Origin of the sequence: Streptomyces chrestomyceticus JCM 4735 (assembly GCF_003865135.1) — a bacterium.
GTDB lineage: Bacteria > Actinomycetota > Actinomycetes > Streptomycetales > Streptomycetaceae > Streptomyces > Streptomyces chrestomyceticus.
This window is the reverse complement of record NZ_BHZC01000001.1, coordinates 3743068-3767448: the sequence shown is the minus strand read 5'-3', so window position 1 is coordinate 3767448 and position 24381 is coordinate 3743068. Positions and strand designations below refer to the sequence as shown.

Below are 24381 nucleotides of genomic sequence, written 5' to 3'. Positions count from 1 at the left end.
TCAGCGGGCGAGGCGGGGGAAGAGGGCCTCGGCACTCTTACGGTTGACTGCTTCCTGCTGGCCTGGGGTGAAGTCCGGGTAGGTCTCCAGGAAGTGGTTGTAGTAGCTCCCGGCCTCCTGAGGGGCGAAAGGCCAGTCGCTGCCGTAGAGGATGTGCCCCGGTTTCGCGAAGGCGAGCAGCGCGGGCAGGGCGCTGGGGCTCGCGGACAGGGCGGTGTCGAAGTAAAAGCGCTTCAGGTCGCGCAGGACATCCTCGGACGTGCGGTCGGGATCGACGGCGATGGAGGTCAGGCCGCAGAAACGGTAGGCGGCGTAGGGGAGGAAGCCGCCGCCGTGGGAGAGGATCACCCGTACGTTGGGGTAGCGGCTCATGACGCCGTTCAGTACGAGGTTGAGCGCGCTGCGGGTGGTGTCGAAGACGTAGTCCGCGAGCGGGGCGGGCGTACCGGGGAGCAGGGGCATCGGCGGCTGCGCGGGGTGGACGAAGACGTTGGCGGCGCGGCGGTCGAGTTCGTCCCACAACGGCTCGAAGTAGGGGTCTCCGAGGTATCGCCCGCGGGCGTTGGACAGCAGCACGACGCCGTCGGCGTGCAGGACGTCCAGCGCGTACACGGCCTCGGCCACGGCGGCGTCGATGTCGGGCAGCGGGACGCCGGCGAAGTGACCGAAGCGGGCGGGGTTGTCCTTGACGACCTCGGCGCCGTACTCGTTCACGGCGCGGGCGAGGTCCCGGGCCTGGTCGTCGGCGCCTAGGTGCACGCCGGGAGCGGTGACGGACAGGACGCCGGTGGCGATGCCCTGCTGATCCATCATCGCGACGGCGCTCTCGGGGCTCCAGTCCGGGATGGCCCAGCCGCCGGAGTCGAGGCCCTGCGCGGCGAGGGTCCGGGCCCAGACGGGCGGGACGATGTGCTGGTGGACGTCGATGCGAGCAGGGAAGGGCATGGCGCTTCGCCTCCTAATGGTTAGCTTGCTAACGTCATTCCTTTAGTAAGCTAACAGATATGAGCAAAACGACCGGAGTCCAGCCCGGCAGCGCCGCCGAACCGCGCGTCGAGCCCGACATCGAGGAGCTGGCCCAGGCCGCCGACCGGCTCTTCTACGCGATGCGACGTTCACGGGCAGCCACGGTCGGCCGACCGGAGGCGGCCGGCCTGTCCATGGCGCAGATGTCCTTGCTCGCCGCGCTGGCCGACGACCCCCAGGGCGAAGGACTGCCGGTCAGCCGCCTGGCTGCCAACGCCGAGATCAGCGTTCCCACAGCAACCCGCATGCTGCAGCAGTTGGAGAGCAAGAGTGTGGTCGACCGTCGCCGCGCACCGCACGACGAGCGCCAGGTCCTCGTCCGCCTCACCGAGGAAGGCGCCGAACGCCTCGCCGCCATGCAGTCCGCACTACGCGCACGCCAGTACGCCGCACTGTCGCAGTTCACACCCGAGGAACGTCGCGAACTCACCACGCAGATGCACCGCTTGGCCGGCATGATCGGCGAGGTGATCTCCGGGACGGGCGGGGCGGATAGGGCGGCCGGGGCGGCTTAGACGGTCGGGTGGGACGACGGAGTCGCGCACAGGGCCTGGCCTATGTGTGCGGCCTTGGCGTCGTCGATCGGGCCCTGCTTCGGGGTGGTGCCGTCCGCCTCCAGGCCGTAGTAACGCACCAGGTTCGTACCGAGGGACACCTGACGCCGGCCGTCCGGGCTGGAGAAGGAATCGGTCGCGGCGCCCGCGACCAGGCCGTTGTGGCCCCAGAACCGGCCGCACACGGAATCCAGCGAGAAGAGACCCAGGCCGTACCGGAGCCGTGGAGCGTCCGTCGGTACCGTGGTCTGCATCTCGCGCAGCTCGGCCGGGCCGAGCAGCTTGCCGGTCAGCAGGGCCCGGTAGAAGCGGTTGAGGTCGTCCATCGTCGAGACCAGCGAACCGGCCGTACCGGCCCAGGACATGTCGTGGACGCTGAAGTCACGTGGCGGGACGAACTCGCCGTGCAGGCCCTCGTACATCTTGGAGTGCGGCCCGGTGATGCGGGGCGAGGTCGGGAAGTAGGTCTGCCGGAGGCCGGCCTTGCGTATGACGTGGTCGGTGATGAACCTCTCCGGCGCTTGGCCGGTGACCTTGCGGAGCAGCAACCCGGCTATCACGTAGTTGGTGTTGGCGTAGTGGTGGGCCTCACCGGGCTTGCCGGTCGGGTCCGCTGCCAGGCCCAGTCCGGCCAGCTCGCGCGGATCCCACCGGTGGAAGCGCTGTTTCTCCAGGTCCTCCGGCTTCTGCCAGATGGCGTAGGCGTAATCGGCGATTCCGCTGGTGTGGTTGAGCAGCATCCGTACCGTGATCGCCCGGCCGCGCTCACCGGGGACGACATCGGGCAGATAACGGCCGATCGGCGCGTCCAGGTCTATGCGTCCCTCGCCGGCCAACTGGAGCACGGCGGTGGCGGTGAAGGTCTTGGTGATGCTGCCTATGCGGTGCTGGAGCTGCGGTGTCGTGGGGCGGCCGGTCCGTACGTCGGCGACGCCGGAGGCGCCCCGCCAGGACGCGTCGCCGTTCCGGACGGCGGAGTAGGCGCCGAACATGCCTACGTCGTGCAGGGTTTGCAGCGTCCGGGCCAGGGCCTTGCGGTCCAGGCCGGTGGGGGTGGGGCTGGTGGGGTCCGGGCTGGTGGGGGCCGGGTCGGTGTGGGCCGAGCCGGTGTGGTGCGGCGGGGCCGGCGCTGTGGGAGGAGCGGGCGTGGTGGCGAGGGCGGGCAAGGGGGCCGCGGCGGGTGTGGGGCGTGGGGTGTCCGTCCCGGCGGCCGAGGCAGGGAGGGCCGGTGTCAGCAGGGCCAGTGCGGCGGCCGTGGTGGTCGCCGCCAGTCTTAATCGGCGGCGGCTCGGGCGACTGGGGCGGCTCGGAGGGTGCAGAGGCACGGTGATCCTCGTCAGGTCGTGACCGGGAGGGCTCCGGCGAGCCCCTGCCGGTCTGCGGACCGCCGGGTTTCCGGCTTGCCTGCGATTTTTCCGGCCGCGACGCCCCCGCACATCTGTCTTTAGTACCGCATCGCTCACACGTTCGTATGACGATTGTCAGGTTTATCCCGCGCGGTCACCCGTCGGCCGATGTGCGCAAAGAACGTGACCAGGGGGGCAACCGAGGGCTGTCGGATGACCATCTAATCTTGCGGAGAGGCTCGCTGCCGACGGCAGGGCCAGAACCATGCCCACGTCGCACATTCCCTGGAAGCGAGATCCCCGATGAGTCTGACGGGCACGCCCTTCTTCCTCACTGCGATCGCGCTGCTGATCGTCGCCGTCGTGCTGCCGTTCGCGCTGTGGAGCCGCGTCCGCGGCCCCCAGTTCGTACGGGGGCTGGCGCGTCTGGGCATGCTGCTGTTCGCCCAGGCCACCGCGATCACCCTGGTCTTCGTGGCCGTCAACAACGCCAACAGCCTCTACGACAACTGGTCCGACCTGCTCGGCACGTCCGACCACGTCGAAGCCGCCAAGGACCTCGGACCGGACGGCCTGGGCGGGCTGAAGCTGAAGGACGAGCCCAAGCAGTTGGTGAAGTTCGGGCCGCCGAAGGACTCGGTGGTCGGCCCGGACGTCCAGGAGGGCGAGTTCAAGGGGCGGATCTCGGGGGTGAGCGGCGAGGTGTACGTCTGGCTGCCGCCGCAGTACGACGACCCGGCGTACCAGGACAAGAAGTTCCCCGTCGTGCAGATGCTGCCCGGCTTCCCCGGCTCCGCCAAGTCCTGGATGGGCACGCTCAAGGCGCCCGAGCAACTGAAGCCGCTGATGGAGCGGGGCAAGATCAAGCCCTTCATCCTCGTCGCGCCGCGCACCACCCTCCTGGGCAGCGTGGACACCGGCTGCGTCAACATACCGGGCAAGGCGAACGCCGACAGTTGGCTGAGCGTCGACGTACGCCAGATGGTGATCGACAACTTCCGGGCCGAGGACAAGGCCGAATCCTGGGCGCTGGCGGGCTACTCGGCGGGTGCGCACTGCGCCACCAAGCTCGCGCTGGCCCACCCCGACCGCTACCGCGCCGCCGTCAGCCTCTCCGGCTTCAACGACCCGAAGCTGGAGCCCGCCTCGCTCGCCGGCAAGGACCCCAAGCTGCGTGTCGAGAGCAACCCGGTCACCATCCTCAAGTCCGCCAACAAGGCGGGCAAGCCGCCGCGTACCGCGCTCTTCGTCTCCGGCGCCGCCGGGGACGGCTACGAGGCCGGGCTCGCCCTCAAGCAGCTCGCCCAGCACCCGACCACGGTCAAGGTGAAGCTGATACCGCCGGGCGCGGGCGGCCACGGCACGGCCGTGTGGAAGAACCAGATTCCGGAGGTCTTCCGGTGGCTCAGCGGTGTGGTCAAGTCCTGAGGGTTCCGTCCGCGGGCGGCGGGATGCGCGCGGCCGTGACGGGGGCGTGCAGCCGCCAGCCCAGTGAACGGTAGAGGGCCCGGCCTTGCGGGCTGGCCACCAGGACGCCGTGGGCGGCGCCCAGTTCGGCGGCGTGCGCGGAGAGCGCGTTCATGACGAGGCCGCCCAGGCCGCGGCGGCGGTGCTCCGCGCTGGTGTGGATCATGTCGTAGATCACGGCCGGCGGCGTGCAGGCGTCGGTGACCGCGGCGCGGCCCCGGGCGGCGAGGTCGCCGGTCGCGGTGTGCAGGACGCGGCAGTCGATGATGCCGTCGCCGTCCTTGTCCACCGTCTCGACCGCGTAGCCGGCCGGCGCGTGGGGGCGGCGGACCGGGGGCCCGTCCGGGGCGGCCAGTGTGACGGACATCAGGAACTGCGGTTCGTCGAACTCCCAGCCCGACGGCAGTACGGGGGCGATCACCGCACGCGGGGCACAGACCTTGACCCACAGGTTGGGGGCGGTGATCGAGGCGGTGAGGCTCCGCAGGACGTCCGGGTCGGCGGCGGGGAAGACGTAGCGGCCCGGCTGGCCCGGACGGCCGGTCTCGACGTGGAAGCCGCCTCGTGTGGCGACGGGGGCGGCGGTGCCGCGGCAGCGCGTCCAGCCGTGCACCCAGATCCGGACGAGGTCCTGGAGGTGGGGCGGGAGGGGAGCGGGGGAGGCGAGGGACGAGGGGAGGGGTGAACCGGTCGTGTCTATAGGGGGGTTGTCTATAGGGAGGTTCATGCGGCCGATGTTAGGACGGGACGCGGCGCGGCGCCCGTGCGTATCCGCTGCGGCCGACCGGGCTCCGTACGTATCCGTCTCGTATCCGACCCGGCCGACCCGGCTCCGATACGCGCACGCCGCCCCCGGCCGGGCCGTACGCACACTTCGTCCCGGCTGGGTCAGGCGGCGGCCCGTAACAGGGGGAGCGGGCCGCCGCCCTTCCTCTCGGCGGGGACGGCCGACGACCGCCGGGGCGGAATCCGGCGGCGGTGGGGAGTCGGCCGCCTGATGAAGGACGCTAAACCTCCGGAGCCCGGAAAGGCGGCCGGTTGCCGGGTATTGCTCGTTTTCGGTCCGATGGTGGGCGCCGGTGTCCGAGGCTGTACGCGCCGGGGGCGGGCTGGGCACGAGCTGTGACCGGAGCGGGCGGGAGAGGCAAACCTAAGTGAGGAGCGGCGTCAGGCGAGGGCTACGATCCACCACTATGGACGTAGTAACCAAGGTCTTCGTAGGTCTGCACATCATCGGCATCGCCTCGCTGCTCGGCGGCTTCCTGACCCAGATGAAGCCCATGAGCGCGGGCACCGCCCGCTTCACGCCGGCCATGCTGCACGGCGCGCTGACGATGCTGGTGACCGGCATCGCCCTGGTCGGCCTCAACCAGGCCCAGGACCACTCGCTCAACAACGTCAAGCTCGGCGTCAAGCTCGGCGTCCTGGTGGTGATCCTGGCCCTGGTCTACGTGAAGCGCGACGAGGACAAGGTGGAGAAGCCCCTGTTCCTGGCCGTCGGGCTGCTGACGATGGTCAACATCTTCATCGCCCTGCTGTGGACGTGAGCGGCGACTGACGAGGGCCTGCCGGGGGCCGTGGGGCGCGTGCCCCACGGCCCTCTTCTCATGCCGGCCGGACGCTCCCGTAGATCGGCATGTAGTAGATCGACTCGACCCGCACGCTGGCACCGGGCTTCGGCGCGTGGATCATCTTGCCGTCGCCGATGTACATCCCGACGTGGCTGATGTCGTTGTAGAAGAACACCAGGTCACCCGGCTTCAGGTCCTTGGTCGCCACCCGGTCGCCGGCCTTCACCTGGTCCCAGGTGGTACGCGGCAGGGACACCCCCGCCGCCTTCCAGGCCGCCTGCGTCAGACCGGAGCAGTCGTACGAGTTCGGGCCGGTCGCGCCCCAGACGTACGGCTTGCCGACCTGCGCGCGGGCGAACGCGAGCGCCTTGGCGGCCTTGGTCGCGTACGAACCGTCGTCCACCGAGCCGCCGCCGGTCCCGCCGCCGGAGCCCTCACCGGTGTCACTGCCCGGCGACCCGGAACCGGTGCCCTGACCCGGGCCGTCGTGCCGCTCGCGGTCCGCCCGCTCCTTGCGCTCCTTCTCGGCCTGCTTGCGCGCCAGCTCCTCGGCCTTGCGCTTGGCCTCGGCCTCCTTCTTGCGCTCCAGCTCCGCCAGCCGCGCCTTCTCCTGGGCGGTCAGCCGCGACAGCAGCTCCCGGGCCTCGGCCAGCTTGTCCTGGACGTCCTTCTTGGCCTCCTTCAGGGACGCCTGCGTCTCGGTCAGCCGCTCCAGGCTCCGCGACGCGTCGGCGCGCTGCCGTACGGCCTTGGCCTGCTGCTCCTGGTAGTCGGTGACGGCCTGCTGCTGCCGGCCGGTCAGCCGGTCCATGAGGTGGCTGCGGTCGGCGAACTGCTGCGGGTTCTGCGCGAGCAGCAGTTGCGCGGTCGGGCTCAGGCCGCCGGTGCGGTACTGGGCCGAGGCGTAGACGCCCAGCTCACGCCGGGCGTCGTTCATCTTCTGGGTGCGCCGGGCGGACTCGTCCAGCAGCCGGTCGACGGTGCCGCGCTGCCGGTCGGCCTGCTCCTTGGCGCCGTTGTACTTCTGGGTCGCCACCTCGGCCTGGCGGTAGAGGTCGTCGACCTTCTGCTTGACCTCTTCGACGGACTGCCGGGGCTGACGGGGCGCGGCCTCGGCGGTCTGCGAGAGCAGGGTGACGGAGGCGAGGGCGGCGGTGGTGAGCCCGGCGGCCGTACGGCGGCTGCCGGGGGAGGTGAGTATGCGGGTGCGCGGCTTGCGGTGCGACGCCAAGGCCGGCGACTCCTTCCGTGGACCGCCTACCGGGTTAGCTGTCAGGTTCGGGCGTACGGAAGGCTGCCCTACGGCCCGTACGGCTGCGGGAGTGGGAGGCCCCGGGGCGGTGCTCCGGGCGGTGCTCCTGGGCGCCTCTCGCCGTGTGCCGTACCGGCCGATTCACCTCGGTGGAACGTGTGGGTCCCCGGCTCCGGGTGCCTGGCGGCAGGGCCGGACTCGGCGGGGGCGGCCCGTGCGGACGCTGTCGACCGCGGGGACGCGGGCTGCCCGAGCGAGCACGGTAGCCAACCCGTGTGGCTCCTGTGAAGGCTGATGTTCGATATGCCCGAAACCTTTTCGTTATCTGGTCGAGTCCGTGACGTGTCCTGGGTCACTTGTGACCGTACGGGGACGGTGGCTGTCGTACCCGTACGGTCCGGGGCGGTGCAGGGCGGGCTAGCTCACACGGCCGGTTTTCCCGGTACGGGCCGGGCTGTCAGTGCGGCGGCCTAGACTCGGTGGGCGATGAGCAGCCTCTTTGACGACAGCTTCCTGGCGGACCTCGAACCCACGGGTGAAGGGCCCCCGCCGCCTCCCGAGGACGAGGACGGTCCGGCACAGGAGGAGATCCCGGCCGACCTGTTCGGCGGGCGCTTCGACGTGCCCGGCGGCATCCCGCACGCCGTCGGCCCGGGCCGCGACCCGTATTACCGCGACGGCGCCCCCCGCCCCGCGGTGGATCCGGCCGCCCTCCTGGAGGGGCTCAACGACCAGCAGAAGGCCGCCGTGGTCCACACCGGCGGCCCGCTGCTCATCGTCGCCGGCGCCGGCTCCGGCAAGACCCGCGTCCTGACGCACCGCATCGCGCATCTGCTCGGCGCGCGCGGTGTGCACCCGGGCGAGATCCTCGCGATCACCTTCACCAACAAGGCCGCGGGCGAGATGAAGGAGCGCGTCGAGGAGCTGGTCGGCCCGCGGGCGAACGCCATGTGGGTCTCCACCTTCCACAGCGCGTGCGTGCGCATCCTGCGCCGCGAGTCCAAGAAGCTGGGCTTCACCTCGTCCTTCTCGATCTACGACGCGGCCGACTCCAAGCGCCTGATGGCCCTGGTCTGCCGGGATCTGGACCTCGACCCCAAGCGGTTCCCGCCCAAGTCCTTCAGCGCCAAGGTCTCCAACCTCAAGAACGAGCTCATCGACGAGGAGACCTTCGCCGATCAGGCGGCCGACGGGTTCGAGAAGTCCGTCGCCGAGGCGTACCGGATGTACCAGGCGCGGCTGCGCGAGGCCAACGCCCTGGACTTCGACGACATCATCATGACCACGGTCAACCTCCTCCAGGCGTTCCCGGATGTCGCCGACCACTACCGCCGCCGCTTCCGGCACGTCCTCGTGGACGAGTACCAGGACACCAACCACGCCCAGTACACCCTGGTGCGGGAGCTGGTGGGACCGGCCGGGACCGCCGGTGAGCTGTGCGTGGTCGGTGACGCCGACCAGTCGATCTACGCGTTCCGCGGCGCCACGATCCGTAACATCCTCCAGTTCGAGGAGGACTATCCGGACGCCACGACGATCATGCTGGAGCAGAACTACCGCTCCTCCCAGACGATCCTCAGCGCCGCCAACGCCGTCATCGAGCGCAACGAGAACCGCCGCCCCAAGAACCTGTGGACGGACGCCGGCGAGGGCCCCCGCATCACCGGGTACGTCGCCGACACCGAGCACGACGAGGCCCAGTTCGTCGCCGACGAGATCGACCGGCTGACGGACGCGGGCGACGCCAAGGCGGGCGACGTCGCGGTGTTCTACCGCACCAACGCCCAGTCCCGCGTCTTCGAAGAGATCTTCATCCGGGTCGGCCTGCCCTACAAGGTCGTCGGCGGCGTGCGCTTCTACGAGCGCAAGGAGGTCCGCGACGTCCTCGCGTACCTGCGCGTCCTCAGCAACCCCGAGGACACCGTCCCGCTGCGCCGCATCCTGAACGTGCCCAAGCGCGGCATCGGCGACCGCGCCGAAGCCATGATCGACGCGCTGTCCGCCCGCGAGAAGATCACCTTCCCGCAGGCGCTGCGCCGGGTCGACGAGGCGTACGGCATGGCCGCGCGCTCCGCCAACGCCGTCAAGCGCTTCAACACGCTGATGGAGGAGCTGCGCACCGTCGTGGAGTCCGGCGCGGGCCCCGCCACCGTCCTGGAAGCGGTCCTGGAGCGTACGGGCTACCTCGCCGAGCTGCAGGCGTCGACCGACCCGCAGGACGAGACCCGTATCGAAAACCTCCAGGAACTGGCCGCCGTCGCGCTGGAATTCGAGCAGGACCGCGGCGAGGAGAACCCGGGCACCCTCTCCGACTTCCTGGAGCAGGTCGCGCTGGTCGCCGACTCCGACCAGATCCCCGACGAGGACGAGGAAGGCTCCGGCGTCATCACCCTGATGACGCTGCACACCGCCAAGGGCCTGGAGTTCCCCACCGTCTTCCTGACCGGCATGGAGGACGGCGTCTTCCCGCACCTGCGCGCGCTGGGCCAGACCAAGGAGCTGGAGGAGGAGCGGCGCCTGGCGTACGTCGGCATCACGCGCGCCCGCGAACGGCTCTACGTCACCCGCTCCACGATGCGCAGCGCCTGGGGCCAGCCGTCGTACAACCCGCCGTCCCGCTTCCTGGAGGAGATCCCGGAAACGTACGTCGACTGGCGGCGCACCGGCCCCGCGACGCCCTCCGCCTCGATGGGCGCGCTCTCGGGGTCGGGCGGCGGTGGCTTCGGCTCCGGGCTGTCCTCGTCGCGTACGAAGGCCGGGCCGAGCGGCTTCGCGACCCGCCGTGCCAAGGACCGCGAGGTGGTCTCGCTGGCGGTCGGCGACCGCGTCACGCACGACAGCTTCGGGCTGGGTTCGGTCGTCGCGGTCAAGGGCAGCGGGGACAACGCGGAGGCGACGATCGACTTCGGCGGCGAGAAGCCGAAGCGGCTGCTGCTGCGGTACGCGCCGGTGGAGAAGCTCTGACCGGCGGGCGCCGAGCGCGCTGAACCGGAACCGTCCGGCGCCCTGAGGGGCGCCGGACGGGACGACGGGTCGGGCCGAGCGGTCGGCCGGTGTGCCGAGGGCCGGTCAGGTCGGGTTGAGGCCGTGGCTGCGGAGCCACGGCAGCGGGTCGACGGCCGAGCCGCCGCCGGGGCGCACCTCGAAGTGCAGGTGCGGTCCGGTGGAGTTGCCGGAGTCGCCCGAGTAGGCGATCTGGTCGCCGGCCTTGACCTTGCCCGAGCGGATCTTCGTGGTGCTCAGGTGGCAGTACCAGGTCTCGGTGCCGTCCGGGGCGGTCACGATCGCCATGTTGCCGTAAGCGACGTTGAACTGGGTGCGTACGGTGCCGTCCGTGGCGGCCATGACGGGCGTGCCGTAGTCGACCGGGAAGTCGATACCGGTGTGTACGGACATCCAGTTCAAGCCCGCCTGCCCGTACAGCGCGCTCAGCCCGTGCTGCGCGACCGGCAGCATGAACTTGGGGCGCATGGCCTCCTTGCGCGCCGCCTCCCGGATCTTGCGCTGCTTCTCGGCGGCTTGCCGGGCCTTGAGGTCGATGCGCTCCTGCGTACGGCTGGCACGGTTCGCGAAGTCGTCGGCGCCCGCGCTCAGGCTGGCGAGCTGGGTGTCGAGCTTGTTGTTGGCCACGGCCGGCTGCACGGCCGCGGGGTCCCCTGCGGCCTGCGTCGTCGTACCGTCCTTGGCGCCGTTCTCCGCACCGCTGGTGACGGAGGCGGCGGCCACGGCGCACACGCCCATCGCGGCGACCGAGGGCACCGCGACGGTGAGCAGCGCGGAACGCTTCGCGGTACGGCGGCGTCCGCGGCCGGACGAACCGCCGCCCGGTGCGGCCCGGCGTGAGCGGGAGGCGCGGGCGCCGGGGACGGGGGCGGCGGCCACGTCGGAGGCGGCGGGGCTGCCGTCGGGCGTGATGTCGGCTGCGTCCGCGTACGGGCCGTCGGCGCCGTGGAGGTCGTCCAGGTCGTGTATGCCGTCCGGGCCGTGGAGGTCGTCCAGGCCGTCGGCGGGGGCGCGGCCGTCGAAGTCCGGGCCGATGGCCGGGGTGGTCTGGGTGAGGGCGTCGGCGAATCGGTTGTCCGCCGCGTCGGCGGCGGAAAACGCCTCGTACCCACCGTAGGCGGACGCGAACTGATCGTTCGTGTTCGCGTACGGACCGGAACCGTAGGGCTGTCCGGGCTCGTGCGGGTCGTTCCCGTACTGCCCCAGGCCCGGAATCGGACCGGCCCACGTCATGGTCTCCCACTGGGAGCTGGCGTCGGCACCGAACGGAACGCCCGGCTCCGGAGGGCCCGCCTGCGCGGGGATGCCGGGGATCAGGCCCTCGCCGACGACGCCCCAGACCGCGGTGGCCTCGTAGCCGTCGGGCCCGGCCGGGGCCGCGGCCGGGTAGCCGCCGGTGTCGTACCCGGCGTCGTACACCGTGTCGTAGACGGTGTCGTGCGCGGTGTGGGAGTACGGGTCGTAGGCCGCGTCCGGCTGCGGGCCGGTGGCCTGCGCGCCGGAGTTGAACGCTCCGGTGTCATAGGGGCCGGAGTGGGTACCCGGGTCGTAGCCGCCGTCCTGGGCATCGGTGGCGTACGCGGCGTACGCGTCGGTCCCGTACGCGGTGGTGCCGTACGGCACGGCGTCGTGCGCACCGGTGGCCTGATGGCCGGGGAGCGCGCCGAAGTACGGGTCGCCGCCGTATGCGGCATGGCCGGCCTGGGTGTCCTGATGTCCGTAGGACCCGTAGGCCGGGTAGTGCGCATACGAGGCGTCGGGAGAGGGGACAGTCGGAGCGGGGGACTCCGGCGAGTGACGGTCGTTCACCACCACTTCTCTTTCGCCTCGGCAGCAGGAGAATTAGCGGCGACTGTACCCGGCAGTACGTGACGGCGACAATCTTCGGCAGGTTTCGGGCTTCTCGGCAACGGGCATTTGGCCGCCTTTCGGCGGACACTATGCGCGTTCTTGGCCCCGCGTTCGAAGCGCGTTCGAGACGGTGCGGGGTGCGGAAGTGCGCGCCGGAAGATCGAATGGCCGGACGCGACCTTGGAAAGTGCCCGCGGCGAAGATCCGCCGCGGTCGGCGGCGGGCAGCGGGCCGGGCTCCGTGGAGGTCAGGCCACCGACGTGGCGCCCGCGCTCTCCGCCGAGACCTCCTCGGCGCCCAGCGCCTCCCGTATTCCGGCCGCCACCGCACCGTTGACCGGGAGCGCGAGATGCCCGACACCGGATACCCGCACGCTGCGGCTGATCAAATCCCGGTGATCGATACGCGCGGTCCCGGCCGGGACCATGAGCTGGTCCAAGTCGCTCCAGAAGCAGACGAAATGCGTCCGGCAATTCGGGGCGGGCCGCGCCAACTCCTCGATCACGTCGGAATGCGGGCGCATCTGCCGTACGAGGGGGTGGGCCGACATCAGCGGCGCGACCCGGGTGCCGCCGTGCGGGGTACCGAGAGTGACCAGGGTGCGCACGCGGAGGTCCCCGCCGAGGCGCTGCGCGTAGTAGCGCGCGATCAGGCCGCCGAGGCTGTGCCCCACGAGGTCGACCCTGCTGTGGCCGGTGCGCTCGCAGAACTGCTCGATGTGACGGCCCAGCAGCTCCGCCGCCTTGCGCAGGTCGCAGGTGAGCGGCGAGTAGTTGAGCGCTTCCACGTGGCGCCAGCCGTGCCGCAGCAGCGAGCGGCGGAGCAGCACGAAGACGGAGCGGTTGTCGATGAAGCCGTGCAGGAGGAGCACCGGCGGGTGGGCGCGGCCCTCCGTGGGCAGCAGGGTGGCCCGGGAGGAAGGAGAGAGGGAGGGCGAGAGGGCGGAATCGGGGTCGGGATCGGGGGCAGGCGCGAGCTCCGGGCCGGGGTCCGTTGTTGCGAGGTCGGGGCCGGCGGGCGTGCCGGGGAGGGCTCTGTGCTGTTCCTGCTGGATGCCGGTCGGGTACAGCAGCAGGTGCCCGACGAGGATCGCCAGCTCCATCACCGTCGCGCGCAGCAGCGCGGTGGGGCGGGCCAGACAGCAGAGAAAGGGCAGGGCCTTCATGGCCGACCTCCCGAATGGCACGCGGGAGACGACTCTGTCCCCCGTGGCCCGTCATGGGCAGCCGTTTCCGGCAACGTACGAGTACGTGAACGAGCTGCTGCCCGGACGTACGGATACGGAGACGGATGCGTTCAACGGCCGGACCCCCGTACCGCGCGGCTGACGGCGCGGAGGTGCGGCGACCTCACTGCGGCTCCCCGTGCGTGGCGTCCCGCCGGTGAAGCACCGCGGAACGCAACGCGTAGCGAACGTGTCCCAACGTGTGATTTCCCCCTCCCTCCGTGTCACGAAACGGCCGGGTACGGGATGCTGACGATAACGTTCGTTCACGCTTGGGGCGGCCGGCGCGGCCGCCCATCGGATGTCGGTCCGGCGGCCTTGCCCCGTGCAGGAGCCGTGTCGTGCCGTGCAGGGCTGGGAGGCAGTGATGGGTGTGCAGGGTCCGATCCGCGTGGTGGTGGCCAAGCCGGGACTCGACGGTCACGACCGGGGAGCCAAGGTCATCGCGCGGGCGCTGCGCGACGCCGGCATGGAGGTCATCTACACGGGGCTGCACCAGACCCCGGAGCAGGTCGTGGACACCGCGATCCAGGAGGACGCCGACGCGATCGGCCTGTCCATCCTGTCCGGTGCGCACAACACCCTGTTCGCCAAGGTCATAGAGCTCCTCAAGGAGCGGGACGCGGCGGACATCAAGGTGTTCGGCGGCGGGATCATCCCGGGGGCGGACATCGCGCCCCTCAAGGAGCTGGGCGTCGCGGAGATCTTCACGCCCGGGGCGACGACCACGTCGATCGTGGAGTGGGTCCGCGCCAACGTCCGCCAGCTCGCGGCCTGACACGGCAGCGCCCGGGCGGGGCGGTTCCGGCCCGGACCCGGCCCGGCCGCCGGGGCCGGCGCCGCCCGCAAGCCGTGTCATGGGGCCGGACCGGCCCGCCGCCCGCGTCACGGGGCCGGCTCCGTGCTCGTCATGGGGCCAGCTCCGCCCGCATCGTGGCGCGCAGCCGTAGCGTGCCCACCAGGCGCTGGAACGCCTCGGACCAGTAGCCGACCGCGCCGGGGGAGCCGTCCGCCGGTTCGTCCGGCACCGTCGTGAGCATGGCGAGCCGGTCCGCGGCGTCCGGGTCCAGACACCGCTCGGCCAGGCCCATCACGCCGCTGAAGCTCCACGGATAACTGCCCGCGTCCCGGGCGATGTCCAGCGCGTCGACCACCGCCCGCCCCAGCGGCTCGGTCCACGGCACCGCGCACACCCCGAGCATCCGGAACGCGTCGGACAAGCCGTGGGCCGCTATGTACTCCGCGACCCATTGGGCCCGTTCGTCCTCGGGCAGCACGGTCAGCAGCCGTGCCAGGTCCCGTGACGAACCGGCCGGGCTGTCGGGGGACGCGCCGCCGGACGCGGCAGTGGTGGTCGCGGTGGTGGGGGCGGCCGTGGAGGCGGTGGCGGCGGGGCCGACGACGTACGAGCCGGAGCCTTGCGCGGCGGCGGCCGGGGCGCCGAGCAGGGCCCGCGTCCAGGCCACGTCCCGCTGGCGTACGGCGGCCCGGCACCAGGCGTCGTGCAACTCCGTACGCCAGCCGTCGGCCACCGGCAGGGCGACGATCTCCGCCGGTCCCCGGCCGCCCAGCCACTCGCTCCAGCACTCCAGCGGCGCGGCCTCCAAAAGCTGGCTCAGCCACCAGGCCCGTTCGCCCCGGCCGGTCGGCGGTCTGGGCACCACGCCGTCGCGCTGCATCGCGGCGTCGCACGCACGCGGGGCCTGCACGACGAGTGCCCAGGTGCCGTCGGTGCCTATGGCGTTCGTACTGGACGGGTCCGTCAAGGGATCTGTCAGGTGTGCGGTGGTGCCGGACGGGTCCGCCGCGGCCTCCGTACGGACGAGGGAGACGCAGGCGCGGGCCCGGTCCGCCATGCGTGCGGCGAGCGCGGTGCCGGGCAGGGCCGAGAGCAACTCGGCGGCCGTCCCGCGGACATTGCGGCTGCGGTCGGACAGCGCCTGCTCCAGGAACGGCTCGTCGTCCATCGACAGGCCCTCCCGCAGCGAGTCGAGGAACATCAGCCGGTCCTCGGCGCGCTCGCTCGACCAGGTGGCGGCCAGGAGCGTCAGCCCGGCCGCCGGGTCACGGCGGCGCAGCGCCGCCAGCAGGGAGACCCGTTCCGCGAACAGCCCCTCCTCCCACAGCGTGCGTACGGCCTCCGGCTCGTCGGCGCCGGGCAGCGCGGCCGTGCTCCCGACGCCGCGCAGCGCGAACTTCCACTCGTCGTTGAGCCGCGCCAGCCACAGCGCCCGCGGCCCCGCGAACGCGAGCGCTGCCGCGCGCAGGTCCGTCCGCGCGCGGGCCGCGTCGAGCAGCGCGGGCAGCAGCGCCTCGGGGGCGCGGTAGCCGTGCTGGGCGGCAGCCGCCAGCCACTGCGGCAGCAGTTCGGTCAGGTCGGGCGCCGTGCCGCGGCGGTGACCGCCGCCGATGCCGTTCCGGTCGGCGAGCAGCAGCGCGAGCCGGCGCCGCGCGGCCGGTGGCAGCGGTGGCCGCGGGTCGGCCGGAGCCGGTACGGGGCGCTCGCGGGCGGGCGCGGGGCGCAGCGCCGCCCGGCGCCGGACCGTGCTCACCGCGGCCGCGTCCAGCAGCGCGGCCGCGGTGCTGCGGCCCTCGCGGGCGGCGACCGGCGGCGTACGGCGCTCCGTACCGAGCAGCGCCGCGCTCACCAGATCCTCCCAGGAGGGCTCGGGCGGGGCGGCGGGCCCGAGGCGGGTGCTGTGGGTGCTGGGTGCTTCGATCATGGTCTTCCCCCGGACGGTGATCGGACGACGGACATCGGGTGGCCGGACGGGCGCCCGTCCGGACGAGTGGGTGGTGACGGACCGCGGGGCTACCGCTTCACAGCGCGACCGGGTCCGGGTCCCAGGTGGTCAGGGGGACGAAGCCGCGGTGCCCGCACTCGCCGAAGACCGTGACCGGTTCGCCGCCGGATATGGCGGCCAGGCGCCACAGCCCCGACCGCTCCGCGCAGCGCGGGTCCACCGGGAGCGCCGATTCCCCGTCCGCGTCGGCCAGTTGCCACGGCTCGCCTCCCTGGCCCGGTATGGGGACGACATCGGCCAGGACCACCGGCCAGGTGTCCAGCCAGGGGTCGTCGCGCAGCGCGTCGCCGTACGCGGCCAGGGCGGCGTCGGTGCCGCCGCCCGGGGGCGGTCCGGTGACCGGGACCGGGTCGGCGTGCCGGGTTCCCATGACGACGCGCAGCGGGCGCGCGCCGGGGTAGTAGGCGAGGTCGGCGTCCAGGACGAGTCCGCCGGGCAGCGAGAGGTCCAGGGCCCGGTCCGGCCCGCCGAAGGAGAGATGCAGGGCCATACGGCCGGTCCGCTCGCCGCGCAGCCAGATCCGCCGGCTGGTCAGCACGCCTTCCTCGGTGTCCTGTTGGGCGAGCACCAGCCAGCGGTCGCGCACGGTGGCGGTGTCCGGTCCGGCGAGTACGTCCGCCGCGTCGGTGGTCAGCCCGACCCGGGTGCGGACCGTCGCGGCCAGGGCGGGCGGCAGCCGGTCGATGCCCAGGAACGCCTGGTCCAGGAGATGGATCAAGGCGCATTCCGCGAGGAGCCGGGACGGCCAGTCCGCCCCGGACGCCGCGGTCGAGCCCAACTCCCGTACGCGCGACGCCAGGCCGGGCGCCTGCGCGTCGACCATACGGGCCGCGGTCTCGTCCCAGGTGCCGTATCCCGCACGGTCCGCGGTGGCCAGTCCGGAGCGCAGCAGGTCCTCCAGCCGCTGCTCCAGCTCGGTGGCGCCGGCGGCGATCCGCTGGGCGCGCAGCGCGGCCCGTCGCCGCGCGGCCTCGGGCGCCGCGGAAGGCGCCGAACCAGCCGCTGGCGTCTGCCCGTTGGTGGCCCCCGATGCCTTCTTCTGCTCGCGCTCCCGACGGGCGGTGATCCACTCCTCCGCCCATGCGGGAGGCTCGCCGCCGGTCACGGCCCCTTCCTCGCCCGCCCACATGAGCAGCAGGCCCAGCGCGTGCTTGCACGGGAACTTGCGGCTCGGACAACTGCACTTGAAGGCCGGTCCGGCCGTGTCGACGACGGTGCGGTACGGCGTGCTGCCGCTGCCCTGGCACAGGCCCCACACCGCCCCGTCCCGTGTGCCGGACTCCGGCCACGAGCCCGGTGTCGCGAGCCGGCCGCCCGCCTTGCGTGACGGCGCGTCGGGCGCGAGCGCGAGCACCTGGTCCGTCGTCCAGCGTTCCCCCTGCGGATTCATGCCCCAAACGCTACGAGCACCCACTGACAATCGCCCTGACCAGCAAGAACCCCCATGTCATGACCTTGACTTCACCTGGTCATCGCGGTTGATTGACGCGAAATTCCGGGTTTTTCCGCACGCTTCAGCAGGAGTCCGTCGTGCTCGCTTCCCGTCTTCGCGTCGCCGCCGTGGCCACGGCCTGCGCGGCCGTCCTGACCTCCGTCGCCGCCTGCGGTGCCGTGGACAAGGCCGTGGACAAGGCCGTCGACGAGCAGATCGGCCAGGACGTCGAGAAGGAGATGAAGAAGTACGAGGAGACCGCGTACCAGGTCACGTACGAAGTCACCGGCGGCGCGGTGGACTCGATCGCCTATGACGACGCGTCACACAAGGGCAGCGTCGAAGTCCCCGCGGCAGACGGCAAGGCGCCGAAGCTTCCGTGGCGCAAGACCGTCACGCTCAAGGGCAGTGCCGCGCCGACCGTCGTGGCCGTCGTCGCCGAGGGCGGCGGCGAGGTGACCTGCTCCGTCACGTACCAGGGCCGGAAGCTGACGAAGCGGACCGCGAAAGGCGGCTTCGAGACCGCGCAGTGCGTGGCCATGTCGCCGCTGAAGTAGCGGAAGTAGCAGGTCAGGGCCGGGTTTCCGGTGATTGTCAGTGGTGTGGTGCAGGGTTGTTCACGCAAGCGGCCGGCGGAAGGCGGGGTACCGGCCGCAGACCGTGCGACGAGGGGGAGACCATGCCCGAGAACACCACCGAAGAGGCCGCCGGAGGCACCGGCGCCGACGGACCCGCGCAGGTGCTGCGGCCGCACGCGGAAGACGCGTTCGCGGACGAACTCAAGGCGCTGGCGGCGGCCGACGACCGGCCGCGCCCCGAGCGCTGGCGGCTGTCGCCGTGGGCGGTGGCGACGTATCTGCTCGGCGGCACCCTGCCGGACGGCACGGTCGTCACACCGAAGTACGTGGGCCCGCGCCGGATCGTCGAGGTCGCGGTGACGACCCTCGCGACCGACCGCGCACTGCTGCTGCTCGGTGTCCCCGGCACCGCCAAGACCTGGGTTTCCGAGCACCTGGCGGCAGCCGTCAGCGGCGACTCGTCCCTGCTCGTGCAGGGCACGGCCGGCACCCCGGAAGAAGCCATCCGCTACGGCTGGAACTACGCACAGCTCCTCGCCCACGGCCCGAGCCGGGACGCGCTGGTGCCCAGCCCGGTCATGCGGGCGATGGCCCGGGGCATGACCGCCCGCGTGGAAGAACTGACCCGTATCCCGGCCGACGTACAGGACACGCTCATCACCGTCCTGTCGGAGAAGACACTGCCGATCCCGGAGCTGGGCCAAGAGGTCCAGGCGGTGCGCGGCTTCAACCTCATCGCCACGGCCAACGACCGCGACCGCGGGGTGAACGAGCTGTCCAGCGCCCTGCGCCGCCGCTTCAACACGGTCGTGCTGCCGCTGCCCGCCACGCCCGAGGAGGAGGTCGACATCGTCTCCCGGCGCGTCGACCAGATCGGGCGCTCGCTGGACCTGCCGCCCGCCCCCGAAGGGACGGACGAGATCCGCCGCGTCGTCACGGTCTTCCGGGAGCTGCGCGACGGCGTCACCACCGACGGGCGCACCAAGCTCAAGTCCCCGTCGGGCACGCTGTCCACGGCCGAGGCCATCTCCGTGGTGACCAGTGGCCTGGCCCTGGCCGCACACTTCGGGGACGGCGTGCTGCGGTCCGGCGACGTGGCCGCGGGCATCCTCGGCGCGGTGATCCGCGACCCGGCGGCCGACCGCGTCGTATGGCAGGAATACCTCGAAACCGTGGTGCGCGAGCGCGACGGCTGGAAGGACTTCTACCGCGCCTGCCGCGAGGCCGGCGCATGAACGCCCGGGCGGACCGGCCGCTGCTGCTGGGGGTGCGGCACCACGGACCGGGCTCGGCGCGGGCGGTCCGGGCGGTCCTGGAGCACCACGAGCCCCACGCCCTGCTGATCGAAGGACCGCCGGAGGCGGACGCGTTGGTGGCCCTGGCCGCCGACGAGGCGATGCGCCCACCGGTCGCGCTGCTGGCCCATGTGCCCGCCGACCCGGGGCGCGCGGCGTTCTGGCCGCTGGCGGAGTTCTCCCCGGAGTGGGTGGCGATCCGGTGGGCCCTGGCCCATGACGTACCGGTGCGCTTCATCGACCTGCCCGCGGCACACTCCCTGGCGTTCGGGCCGGACGGGGGGAGCGGAGAGAACGGCGGGGACGGCGGGGACAGTACGGACGGGGAGGACGGCGCGATCGGCGCGGACGGGGGAAGCCGCCCCGACGGGGGGACGAGGGCCGACCGGGCGGCGGAGGCGCGCGTCGATCCGGTGGCGGTGCTCGCCGAGACCGCCGGCTACGACGATCCGGAGCGCTGGTGGGAGGACGTGATCGAACACCGGGCTCACCGAAGGGGGCACGGGAGCGGTGGCGCGACGGACGACGACCCGCTCGCGCCGTTCGAGGCGCTGGCCGAGGCGATGGGGGCGCTGCGCGAGGCGTACGGCACCGGCGGGCACGACCGCGACCTGGTGCGCGAAGCCCATATGCGGCTCCGGCTGCGGGAGGCGCGCCGGGAGTTCGGGGACGGCGTGGCCGTGGTGTGCGGAGCGTGGCACGTCCCGGCGCTGGCCCGGCGTACGACCGTGACCGCCGACCGGCAACTGCTCAAGGGCCTGGCGAAGGTGAAGCCCGAGGTGACGTGGGTGCCGTGGACCCACCGCAGGCTCTCCCGCCGCAGCGGATACGGCGCGGGCATCTCCTCGCCCGGCTGGTACGGCCACCTCTTCAGCGCACCCGACCGCCCCGTCGAACGCTGGATGACCAAGGTCGCCGGACTGCTGCGCGAGGAGGACTACGCCGTCTCCTCCGCCCACGTCATCGAGGCCGTGCGGCTCGCCGAGGCGCTGGCCGCGATGCGCGGCCGCCCGCTGGCGGGCCTGGCCGAGGCCGGTGACGCGGTGCGCGCGGTGCTCGGCGAGGGCTCCGACGCGCCGTCCGCCCTCATCCACGACCGCCTGGTGGTGGGGGACGTACTGGGACAGGTGCCGGACAGCGCCCCGGCCGTGCCGCTCCAGCGGGACATCGCCCGCAGCCAGCGCTCGCTGCGCCTCAAACCGGAGGCGGCCGACCGGGAACTGGACCTCGACCTGCGCAAGGAGACGGACGCCGGGCGCAGCCGGCTGCTGCACCGGCTGCGGCTGCTCGGCGTGCCGTGGGGCGAGCCCGTACGGACGCGGGCGAGCACCGGCACGTTCCGGGAGAGCTGGCGGCTCCGGTGGGAGCCGGAACTCTCCGTCCGGGCCGCCGAGGCCGGGATCTGGGGCACGACGGTGGAAGCGGCCGCGACCGCCAAGGCGGAGTCCGACGCCCTGGGCACCACCGCCCTCGCCGACGTCACGGCGCTGGCCGAGCGTTGCCTGCTGGCCGCCCTCCCGGACGCGCTGCCCGTGGTCATGCGGGTGCTCTCGGACCGGGCCGCGCTGGACGCGGACGTGGGGCACCTGGCCCAGGCGCTGCCCGCGCTGGTCCGTTCGGTCCGCTACGGCGACGTACGCGGCACGGACGCCGCCGCACTCGGCGAAGTGGCCACCGGGCTGGCCGAACGGGTCTTCGTCGGCCTGCCGCCCGCCTGCACGGGCCTGGACGCGGACGGCGCCGCCGACATGCGGCAGCACCTGGACGCGACGCACCACGCGGTCGGCCTCATGGACGAAGGGCCGGTGAGGGGGGCGGCGGCCGGGACCGGCGCCATGGGCCCGGGCGGGGCCGCGGTCCCGGACGAGGCGGGTGACCAGGGCGAGGCAGGGGTCCGGGGCGAGGCAGGGGTCCGGGGCGGGACCGGGGGCCGGGGTGGCGGTCTGCGGGAGCGCTGGGCGGCGGTGCTGCGGAAGCTGGCCGAGCGGGACTCGGTGCCGGGGCTGCTGCGGGGGCGCACGGGCCGGCTGCTGCTCGACGACGGGCGGCTGACCTCCGAGGACGCGGGACGGCTGATGGGGCTGGCCCTGTCGCCCGGCACCCCGCCCGCCGAGGCGGCGGGGTGGATCGAGGGGTTCGCGGGCGGCGACGCCGGGGGGCTGCTGCTGGTGCACGACGAACGGCTGCTCGCGCTGGTGGACCGTTGGCTGGCCGGCGTACCGGCGGACTCCTTCACGGACGTCCTGCCGCTGCTGCGCCGGACGTTCGCCGAGTACGAAGCCGGAGTGCGGCGCACGCTGGGCGAGTTGATACGCCGCGGCCCGGCCGGGCCCGACGGCTCCGGCACCGGGCAGGGTGCGGGACGAGCCGATCAGGAACCGCCGATACCGGGCTTCGGCCCCGGCCTGGACCGGGACCGGGCGGCAGCGGTGCTCCCGACCCTGCGCGTCCTGCTGGGCCTCACGGAAAGCTCCGGGGAAGGCGCCAGGGAGGGCTTCGGGGAGGGCCTCAGGGAAGGCTTCAGGGTGGGCTTCAGTGAAAGCCCCGGGGAGCGCCTTGCGGAGGGGCGGACGACGACGGGGACAACGGCGGGGACGACGGTGGGGACGACGACGGGGGTACGGGGATGAGCGGGACGGGCGACGCGCAGGAGCGGCTGCGGCGGTGGCGGCTGGTGCTGGGTGGGGACGGCGCCGACGGCACCGGCTGCGAGCTGCGGGGGCAGGACGCCGCCATGGACGCGGCGCTCAGCGCCCTCTACGGGAGCCGCCGCCCGGACAGCCAGGGTGGCGGGGGCACGCGTACGGCCGGCCTGGGCGCCTCGGCTCCGAACGTGGCCCGCTGGCTGGGGGACATCCGTACGTACTTCCCCACCTCCGTCGTCCAGGTCATGCAGCGCGACGCGATCGAACGGCTCGGCCTGTCCGCGCTGTTGCTGGAACCGGAGATGCTGGAGGCCGTCGAGGCCGACGTGCACCTGGTGGGGACGTTGCTCTCGCTGAACAAGGTCATGCCGGAGACGACGAAGGAGACCGCGCGGGCCGTGGTGCGCAAGGTCGTCCAGCAACTGGAGGCACAGCTCTCGACCCGTACCCGCGCCACGCTCAGTGGAGCCCTGGACCGGTCGGCGCGCGTCAGCCGCCCCCGGCACCGGGACATCGACTGGGACCGCACGATCCGCGCGAACCTCAAGAACTACCTGCCCGAACACCGCACGGTCGTCCCGGAACGGCTGGTCGGCCACGGCCGGGCCGCGCAGTCCGTGAAGAAGGACGTGCTGCTGTGCATCGACCAGTCCGGGTCGATGGCGGCCTCCGTCGTCTACGCCTCGGTGTTCGGCGCGGTACTGGCGTCCATGCGGGCCGTCGCGACCCGGCTGGTCGTCTTCGACACCGCGGTGGTGGACCTGACGGACGAGCTGGACGACCCGGTGGACGTGCTCTTCGGCACCCAGCTCGGCGGCGGCACGGACATCAACCGCGCCCTGGCCTACTGCCAGTCGCAGATCACCCGGCCCGCCGACACCGTCGTCGTACTGATCAGCGACCTCTACGAAGGCGGCATACGCGACGAGATGCTCAAACGGGTCGCGGCGATGAAGGCGTCCGGGGTGCAGTTCGTGACGCTGCTCGCGCTGTCGGACGAGGGGGCGCCCTCGTACGACCGGGACCACGCGGCGGCCCTGGCGGCCCTGGGAACCCCCGCGTTCGCCTGTACGCCCGACCTCTTCCCGGAGGTGATGGCGGCCGCGATCGAGAAGCGGCCGCTGCCGATACCGGACATGACGGAGCAACGGTAACGAGAGCCCCAGGGGGCTTGCGGGGCCCCAGGTCTGTCGTGCAAGGATCGGGCCCTGCCAGCGTGTTGGCCGTACCGCCCGCACCGGCCGCGTAGCCGCAACCGGTCGTGCTCCGGCTTCCGTGCGCCCTGGCATCCACCGTTCTCCGGCCCGCCGAAAAGGATCTTCGCGTGTCTGCTGTGTCCGCCCTTCCCGCCGCCGCGCGCCTGCCGCGCAGCGCGGCGGTGCGGCGTGCGCTGCTGGCGGGGCTGTTCCTGGCGGGGTTCGTGGCGCTGGGGATCGCGTTCGGTGGCGGTGCGCAGGCCGCGGACGGATCGGTGAGCACGAATCCGCAGGTCGGGGCGCTGGCCCAGGCCGATCGGCAGCAGGCATCGGTCAAGGACTCGGCGGCCGAGGCCGGGCGGGAAATGCGGCGCGGCGGCAAGACGGCCGTGAGCGCGGCGGCGGAGACGCCGGTCGGCAAGGCCGTGCGGCCCGTTGCCGAGCGCACCGCACCGGCTGCCGGACAGGCCGCGAAGCCGGTCACCGGGCCGGTCGCCGAGCGGGTCACCGCACCGGTACGGGACGTGGTGCGCGAGGTGCGCCAGGTGGCCGACGCGGACGCGCTCCCCGTAGAGCTGCCAGGCCGGCTTCCCGGTGTCGGCGGCGACGGTGACGGTGACACCGGGCGTGGTGACGGGCACGGCGAGCAGCCGGGCCAGGGCTCCGGGCCGCAGCAGGCCGGAGCCGGTGTCCAGCGAGGCGACGAGGCAGTCAACGCGGTCAACTCAGCCCAACCGCATGGCCGTTGGGTGCGGACTGGCGAGCTTCGTGGCGCGTCGTCGCATTCCGTGCAGCGCGTCGGCTCGGCGTCGGAGCGGTGGCTGGGGCAGGGGCGCGGAAGCCTTCCCGGCCTCCCGGGCCTTCCCGGTCAGCTTCCGCAGGCGCCCGCCTCGTCGGCCTCGCACACCGCCGGTGACGGCCACGGGCCCCGTGGCGGAGACCAGTTCGCCGCCGTACCGGCACATCCCGCGCACTTCGGGCTGGTGCCCGGAGGCGTTCTCGCGGCCGCCGAGCCGCCCACGCGGCAGCGCGCCGCCGACATCCTCGAATTCCCGGGCTAGGGCAGACCTCCGGACCTACGGCGTCCGGAATCCCCGTCCGCAGACGACGCGTCTGCACAGGACCTGCCGCGCGGG

18 protein-coding genes are annotated in these 24381 nt (G+C 72.7%); 10 read left to right on the top strand and 8 right to left on the bottom strand.

All coding sequences use genetic code 11. The features are described from left to right. Window positions 1-945, bottom strand: coding sequence for an amidohydrolase family protein (locus EJG53_RS15745; protein WP_125045375.1), 945 nt, complete (start codon window positions 943-945; stop codon window positions 1-3). A 59-nt stretch (window positions 946-1004) separates the two neighbouring features. Between EJG53_RS15745 and EJG53_RS15740 the strand changes: the two genes are divergently transcribed. Next, window positions 1005-1541 (top strand): MarR family winged helix-turn-helix transcriptional regulator, encoded by a 537-nt coding sequence (locus EJG53_RS15740; RefSeq protein WP_125045374.1) that lies wholly within the window; start codon window positions 1005-1007, stop codon window positions 1539-1541. Here the strand turns inward: EJG53_RS15740 and EJG53_RS15735 are convergent. Beyond that, window positions 1538-2746, bottom strand: a complete 1209-nt coding sequence (locus tag EJG53_RS15735) for a serine hydrolase domain-containing protein (RefSeq protein WP_244955156.1) — start codon at window positions 2744-2746, stop codon at window positions 1538-1540. The two genes, EJG53_RS15740 and EJG53_RS15735, sit on opposite strands and share 4 nt — an antisense overlap. Window positions 2747-3229: 483 nt before the next feature. Here EJG53_RS15735 and EJG53_RS15730 point away from each other — a divergent pair, with 483 nt between their 5' ends. Next, the gene (locus EJG53_RS15730) at window positions 3230-4354 is read left to right on the top strand and encodes an alpha/beta hydrolase (protein WP_125045373.1); all 1125 of its coding nucleotides are present in this window, start codon (window positions 3230-3232) and stop codon (window positions 4352-4354) included. Here the strand turns inward: EJG53_RS15730 and EJG53_RS15725 are convergent. Then, complete coding sequence (locus tag EJG53_RS15725; RefSeq protein WP_125045372.1) at window positions 4344-5006, bottom strand: GNAT family N-acetyltransferase; 663 nt, start codon at window positions 5004-5006, stop codon at window positions 4344-4346. The genes EJG53_RS15730 and EJG53_RS15725 overlap by 11 nt on opposite strands. 580 nt (window positions 5007-5586) lie before the next feature. On the opposite strand from EJG53_RS15725, the gene EJG53_RS15720 reads away from it, so the two are divergent. Beyond that, window positions 5587-5940, top strand: coding sequence for a hypothetical protein (locus EJG53_RS15720; protein ID WP_125045371.1), 354 nt, complete (start codon window positions 5587-5589; stop codon window positions 5938-5940). A 58-nt stretch (window positions 5941-5998) separates the two neighbouring features. Here the strand turns inward: EJG53_RS15720 and EJG53_RS15715 are convergent, their stop codons facing one another. Continuing rightward, complete coding sequence (locus tag EJG53_RS15715) at window positions 5999-7195, bottom strand: C40 family peptidase (RefSeq protein WP_125045370.1); 1197 nt, start codon at window positions 7193-7195, stop codon at window positions 5999-6001. A 507-nt stretch (window positions 7196-7702) separates the two neighbouring features. Here EJG53_RS15715 and pcrA point away from each other — a divergent pair. After that, the gene (gene pcrA, locus EJG53_RS15710) at window positions 7703-10180 is read left to right on the top strand and encodes a DNA helicase PcrA (protein ID WP_125045369.1); all 2478 of its coding nucleotides are present in this window, start codon (window positions 7703-7705) and stop codon (window positions 10178-10180) included. Between the two features lie 105 nt (window positions 10181-10285). On the opposite strand, the gene EJG53_RS15705 is transcribed toward pcrA, so the two are convergent. Both EJG53_RS15705 and EJG53_RS15700 read right to left on the bottom strand, forming a co-directional pair. Further along, window positions 10286-12028: a M23 family metallopeptidase gene (locus tag EJG53_RS15705; protein WP_125045368.1), complete on the bottom strand. Its 1743-nt coding sequence runs from the start codon at window positions 12026-12028 to the stop codon at window positions 10286-10288. A 289-nt stretch (window positions 12029-12317) separates the two neighbouring features. Then, window positions 12318-13235, bottom strand: a complete 918-nt coding sequence (locus EJG53_RS15700; RefSeq protein ID WP_125045367.1) for an esterase/lipase family protein — start codon at window positions 13233-13235, stop codon at window positions 12318-12320. A 427-nt stretch (window positions 13236-13662) separates the two neighbouring features. Here EJG53_RS15700 and EJG53_RS15695 point away from each other — a divergent pair, with 427 nt between their 5' ends. Continuing rightward, window positions 13663-14073, top strand: coding sequence for a cobalamin B12-binding domain-containing protein (locus EJG53_RS15695; protein ID WP_125045366.1), 411 nt, complete (start codon window positions 13663-13665; stop codon window positions 14071-14073). 130 nt (window positions 14074-14203) lie between these two features. Here the strand turns inward: EJG53_RS15695 and EJG53_RS15690 are convergent, their stop codons facing one another. Both EJG53_RS15690 and EJG53_RS15685 read right to left on the bottom strand, forming a co-directional pair. After that, window positions 14204-16018: a DUF5691 domain-containing protein gene (locus tag EJG53_RS15690; RefSeq protein WP_125045365.1), complete on the bottom strand. Its 1815-nt coding sequence runs from the start codon at window positions 16016-16018 to the stop codon at window positions 14204-14206. 97 nt (window positions 16019-16115) lie between these two features. Beyond that, window positions 16116-17489, bottom strand: coding sequence for an SWIM zinc finger family protein (locus EJG53_RS15685; RefSeq protein WP_125045364.1), 1374 nt, complete (start codon window positions 17487-17489; stop codon window positions 16116-16118). 140 nt (window positions 17490-17629) lie between these two features. Here EJG53_RS15685 and EJG53_RS15680 point away from each other — a divergent pair, with 140 nt between their 5' ends. The 5 genes from EJG53_RS15680 to EJG53_RS15660 all read left to right on the top strand — a co-directional run bounded on the left by EJG53_RS15680 (window position 17630) and on the right by EJG53_RS15660 (window position 24306). Further along, window positions 17630-18088 (top strand): hypothetical protein, encoded by a 459-nt coding sequence (locus EJG53_RS15680; protein ID WP_125045363.1) that lies wholly within the window; start codon window positions 17630-17632, stop codon window positions 18086-18088. A gap of 122 nt (window positions 18089-18210) precedes the next feature. Then, on the top strand, window positions 18211-19344 hold the full coding sequence (locus EJG53_RS15675; RefSeq protein WP_125045362.1) for an ATP-binding protein: 1134 nt from the start codon (window positions 18211-18213) through the stop codon (window positions 19342-19344). Next, window positions 19341-22034 carry a DUF5682 family protein gene (locus EJG53_RS15670; protein ID WP_244955155.1) on the top strand — a complete coding sequence of 898 codons (2694 nt, stop codon included), beginning with the start codon at window positions 19341-19343 and terminating at the stop codon, window positions 22032-22034. The genes EJG53_RS15675 and EJG53_RS15670 overlap by 4 nt, the downstream gene beginning before the upstream one ends. Further along, window positions 22031-23203, top strand: a complete 1173-nt coding sequence (locus tag EJG53_RS15665; RefSeq protein WP_125045361.1) for a vWA domain-containing protein — start codon at window positions 22031-22033, stop codon at window positions 23201-23203. The genes EJG53_RS15670 and EJG53_RS15665 overlap by 4 nt, the downstream gene beginning before the upstream one ends. Window positions 23204-23373: 170 nt before the next feature. Further along, window positions 23374-24306, top strand: a complete 933-nt coding sequence (locus EJG53_RS15660) for a hypothetical protein (protein ID WP_125045360.1) — start codon at window positions 23374-23376, stop codon at window positions 24304-24306. Window positions 24307-24381: the final 75 nt, after the last annotated feature.

What these genes read in the sequence shown, in the direction of transcription:
- EJG53_RS15730 (WP_125045373.1), top strand. Translation starts at nt 3,230, where the DNA reads ATGAGTCTGACGGGCACGCCCTTCTTCCTCACTGCGATCGCGCTGCTG.
- EJG53_RS15690 (WP_125045365.1), bottom strand. Translation starts at nt 16,018, where the DNA reads ATGATCGAAGCACCCAGCACCCACAGCACCCGCCTCGGGCCCGCCGCC.
- pcrA (WP_125045369.1), top strand. Translation starts at nt 7,703, where the DNA reads ATGAGCAGCCTCTTTGACGACAGCTTCCTGGCGGACCTCGAACCCACG.
- EJG53_RS15700 (WP_125045367.1), bottom strand. Translation starts at nt 13,235, where the DNA reads ATGAAGGCCCTGCCCTTTCTCTGCTGTCTGGCCCGCCCCACCGCGCTG.
- EJG53_RS15740 (WP_125045374.1), top strand. Translation starts at nt 1,005, where the DNA reads ATGAGCAAAACGACCGGAGTCCAGCCCGGCAGCGCCGCCGAACCGCGC.
- EJG53_RS15720 (WP_125045371.1), top strand. Translation starts at nt 5,587, where the DNA reads ATGGACGTAGTAACCAAGGTCTTCGTAGGTCTGCACATCATCGGCATC.
- EJG53_RS15685 (WP_125045364.1), bottom strand. Translation starts at nt 17,489, where the DNA reads ATGAATCCGCAGGGGGAACGCTGGACGACGGACCAGGTGCTCGCGCTC.
- EJG53_RS15665 (WP_125045361.1), top strand. Translation starts at nt 22,031, where the DNA reads ATGAGCGGGACGGGCGACGCGCAGGAGCGGCTGCGGCGGTGGCGGCTG.
- EJG53_RS15695 (WP_125045366.1), top strand. Translation starts at nt 13,663, where the DNA reads ATGGGTGTGCAGGGTCCGATCCGCGTGGTGGTGGCCAAGCCGGGACTC.
- EJG53_RS15675 (WP_125045362.1), top strand. Translation starts at nt 18,211, where the DNA reads ATGCCCGAGAACACCACCGAAGAGGCCGCCGGAGGCACCGGCGCCGAC.
- EJG53_RS15670 (WP_244955155.1), top strand. Translation starts at nt 19,341, where the DNA reads ATGAACGCCCGGGCGGACCGGCCGCTGCTGCTGGGGGTGCGGCACCAC.
- EJG53_RS15745 (WP_125045375.1), bottom strand. Translation starts at nt 945, where the DNA reads ATGCCCTTCCCTGCTCGCATCGACGTCCACCAGCACATCGTCCCGCCC.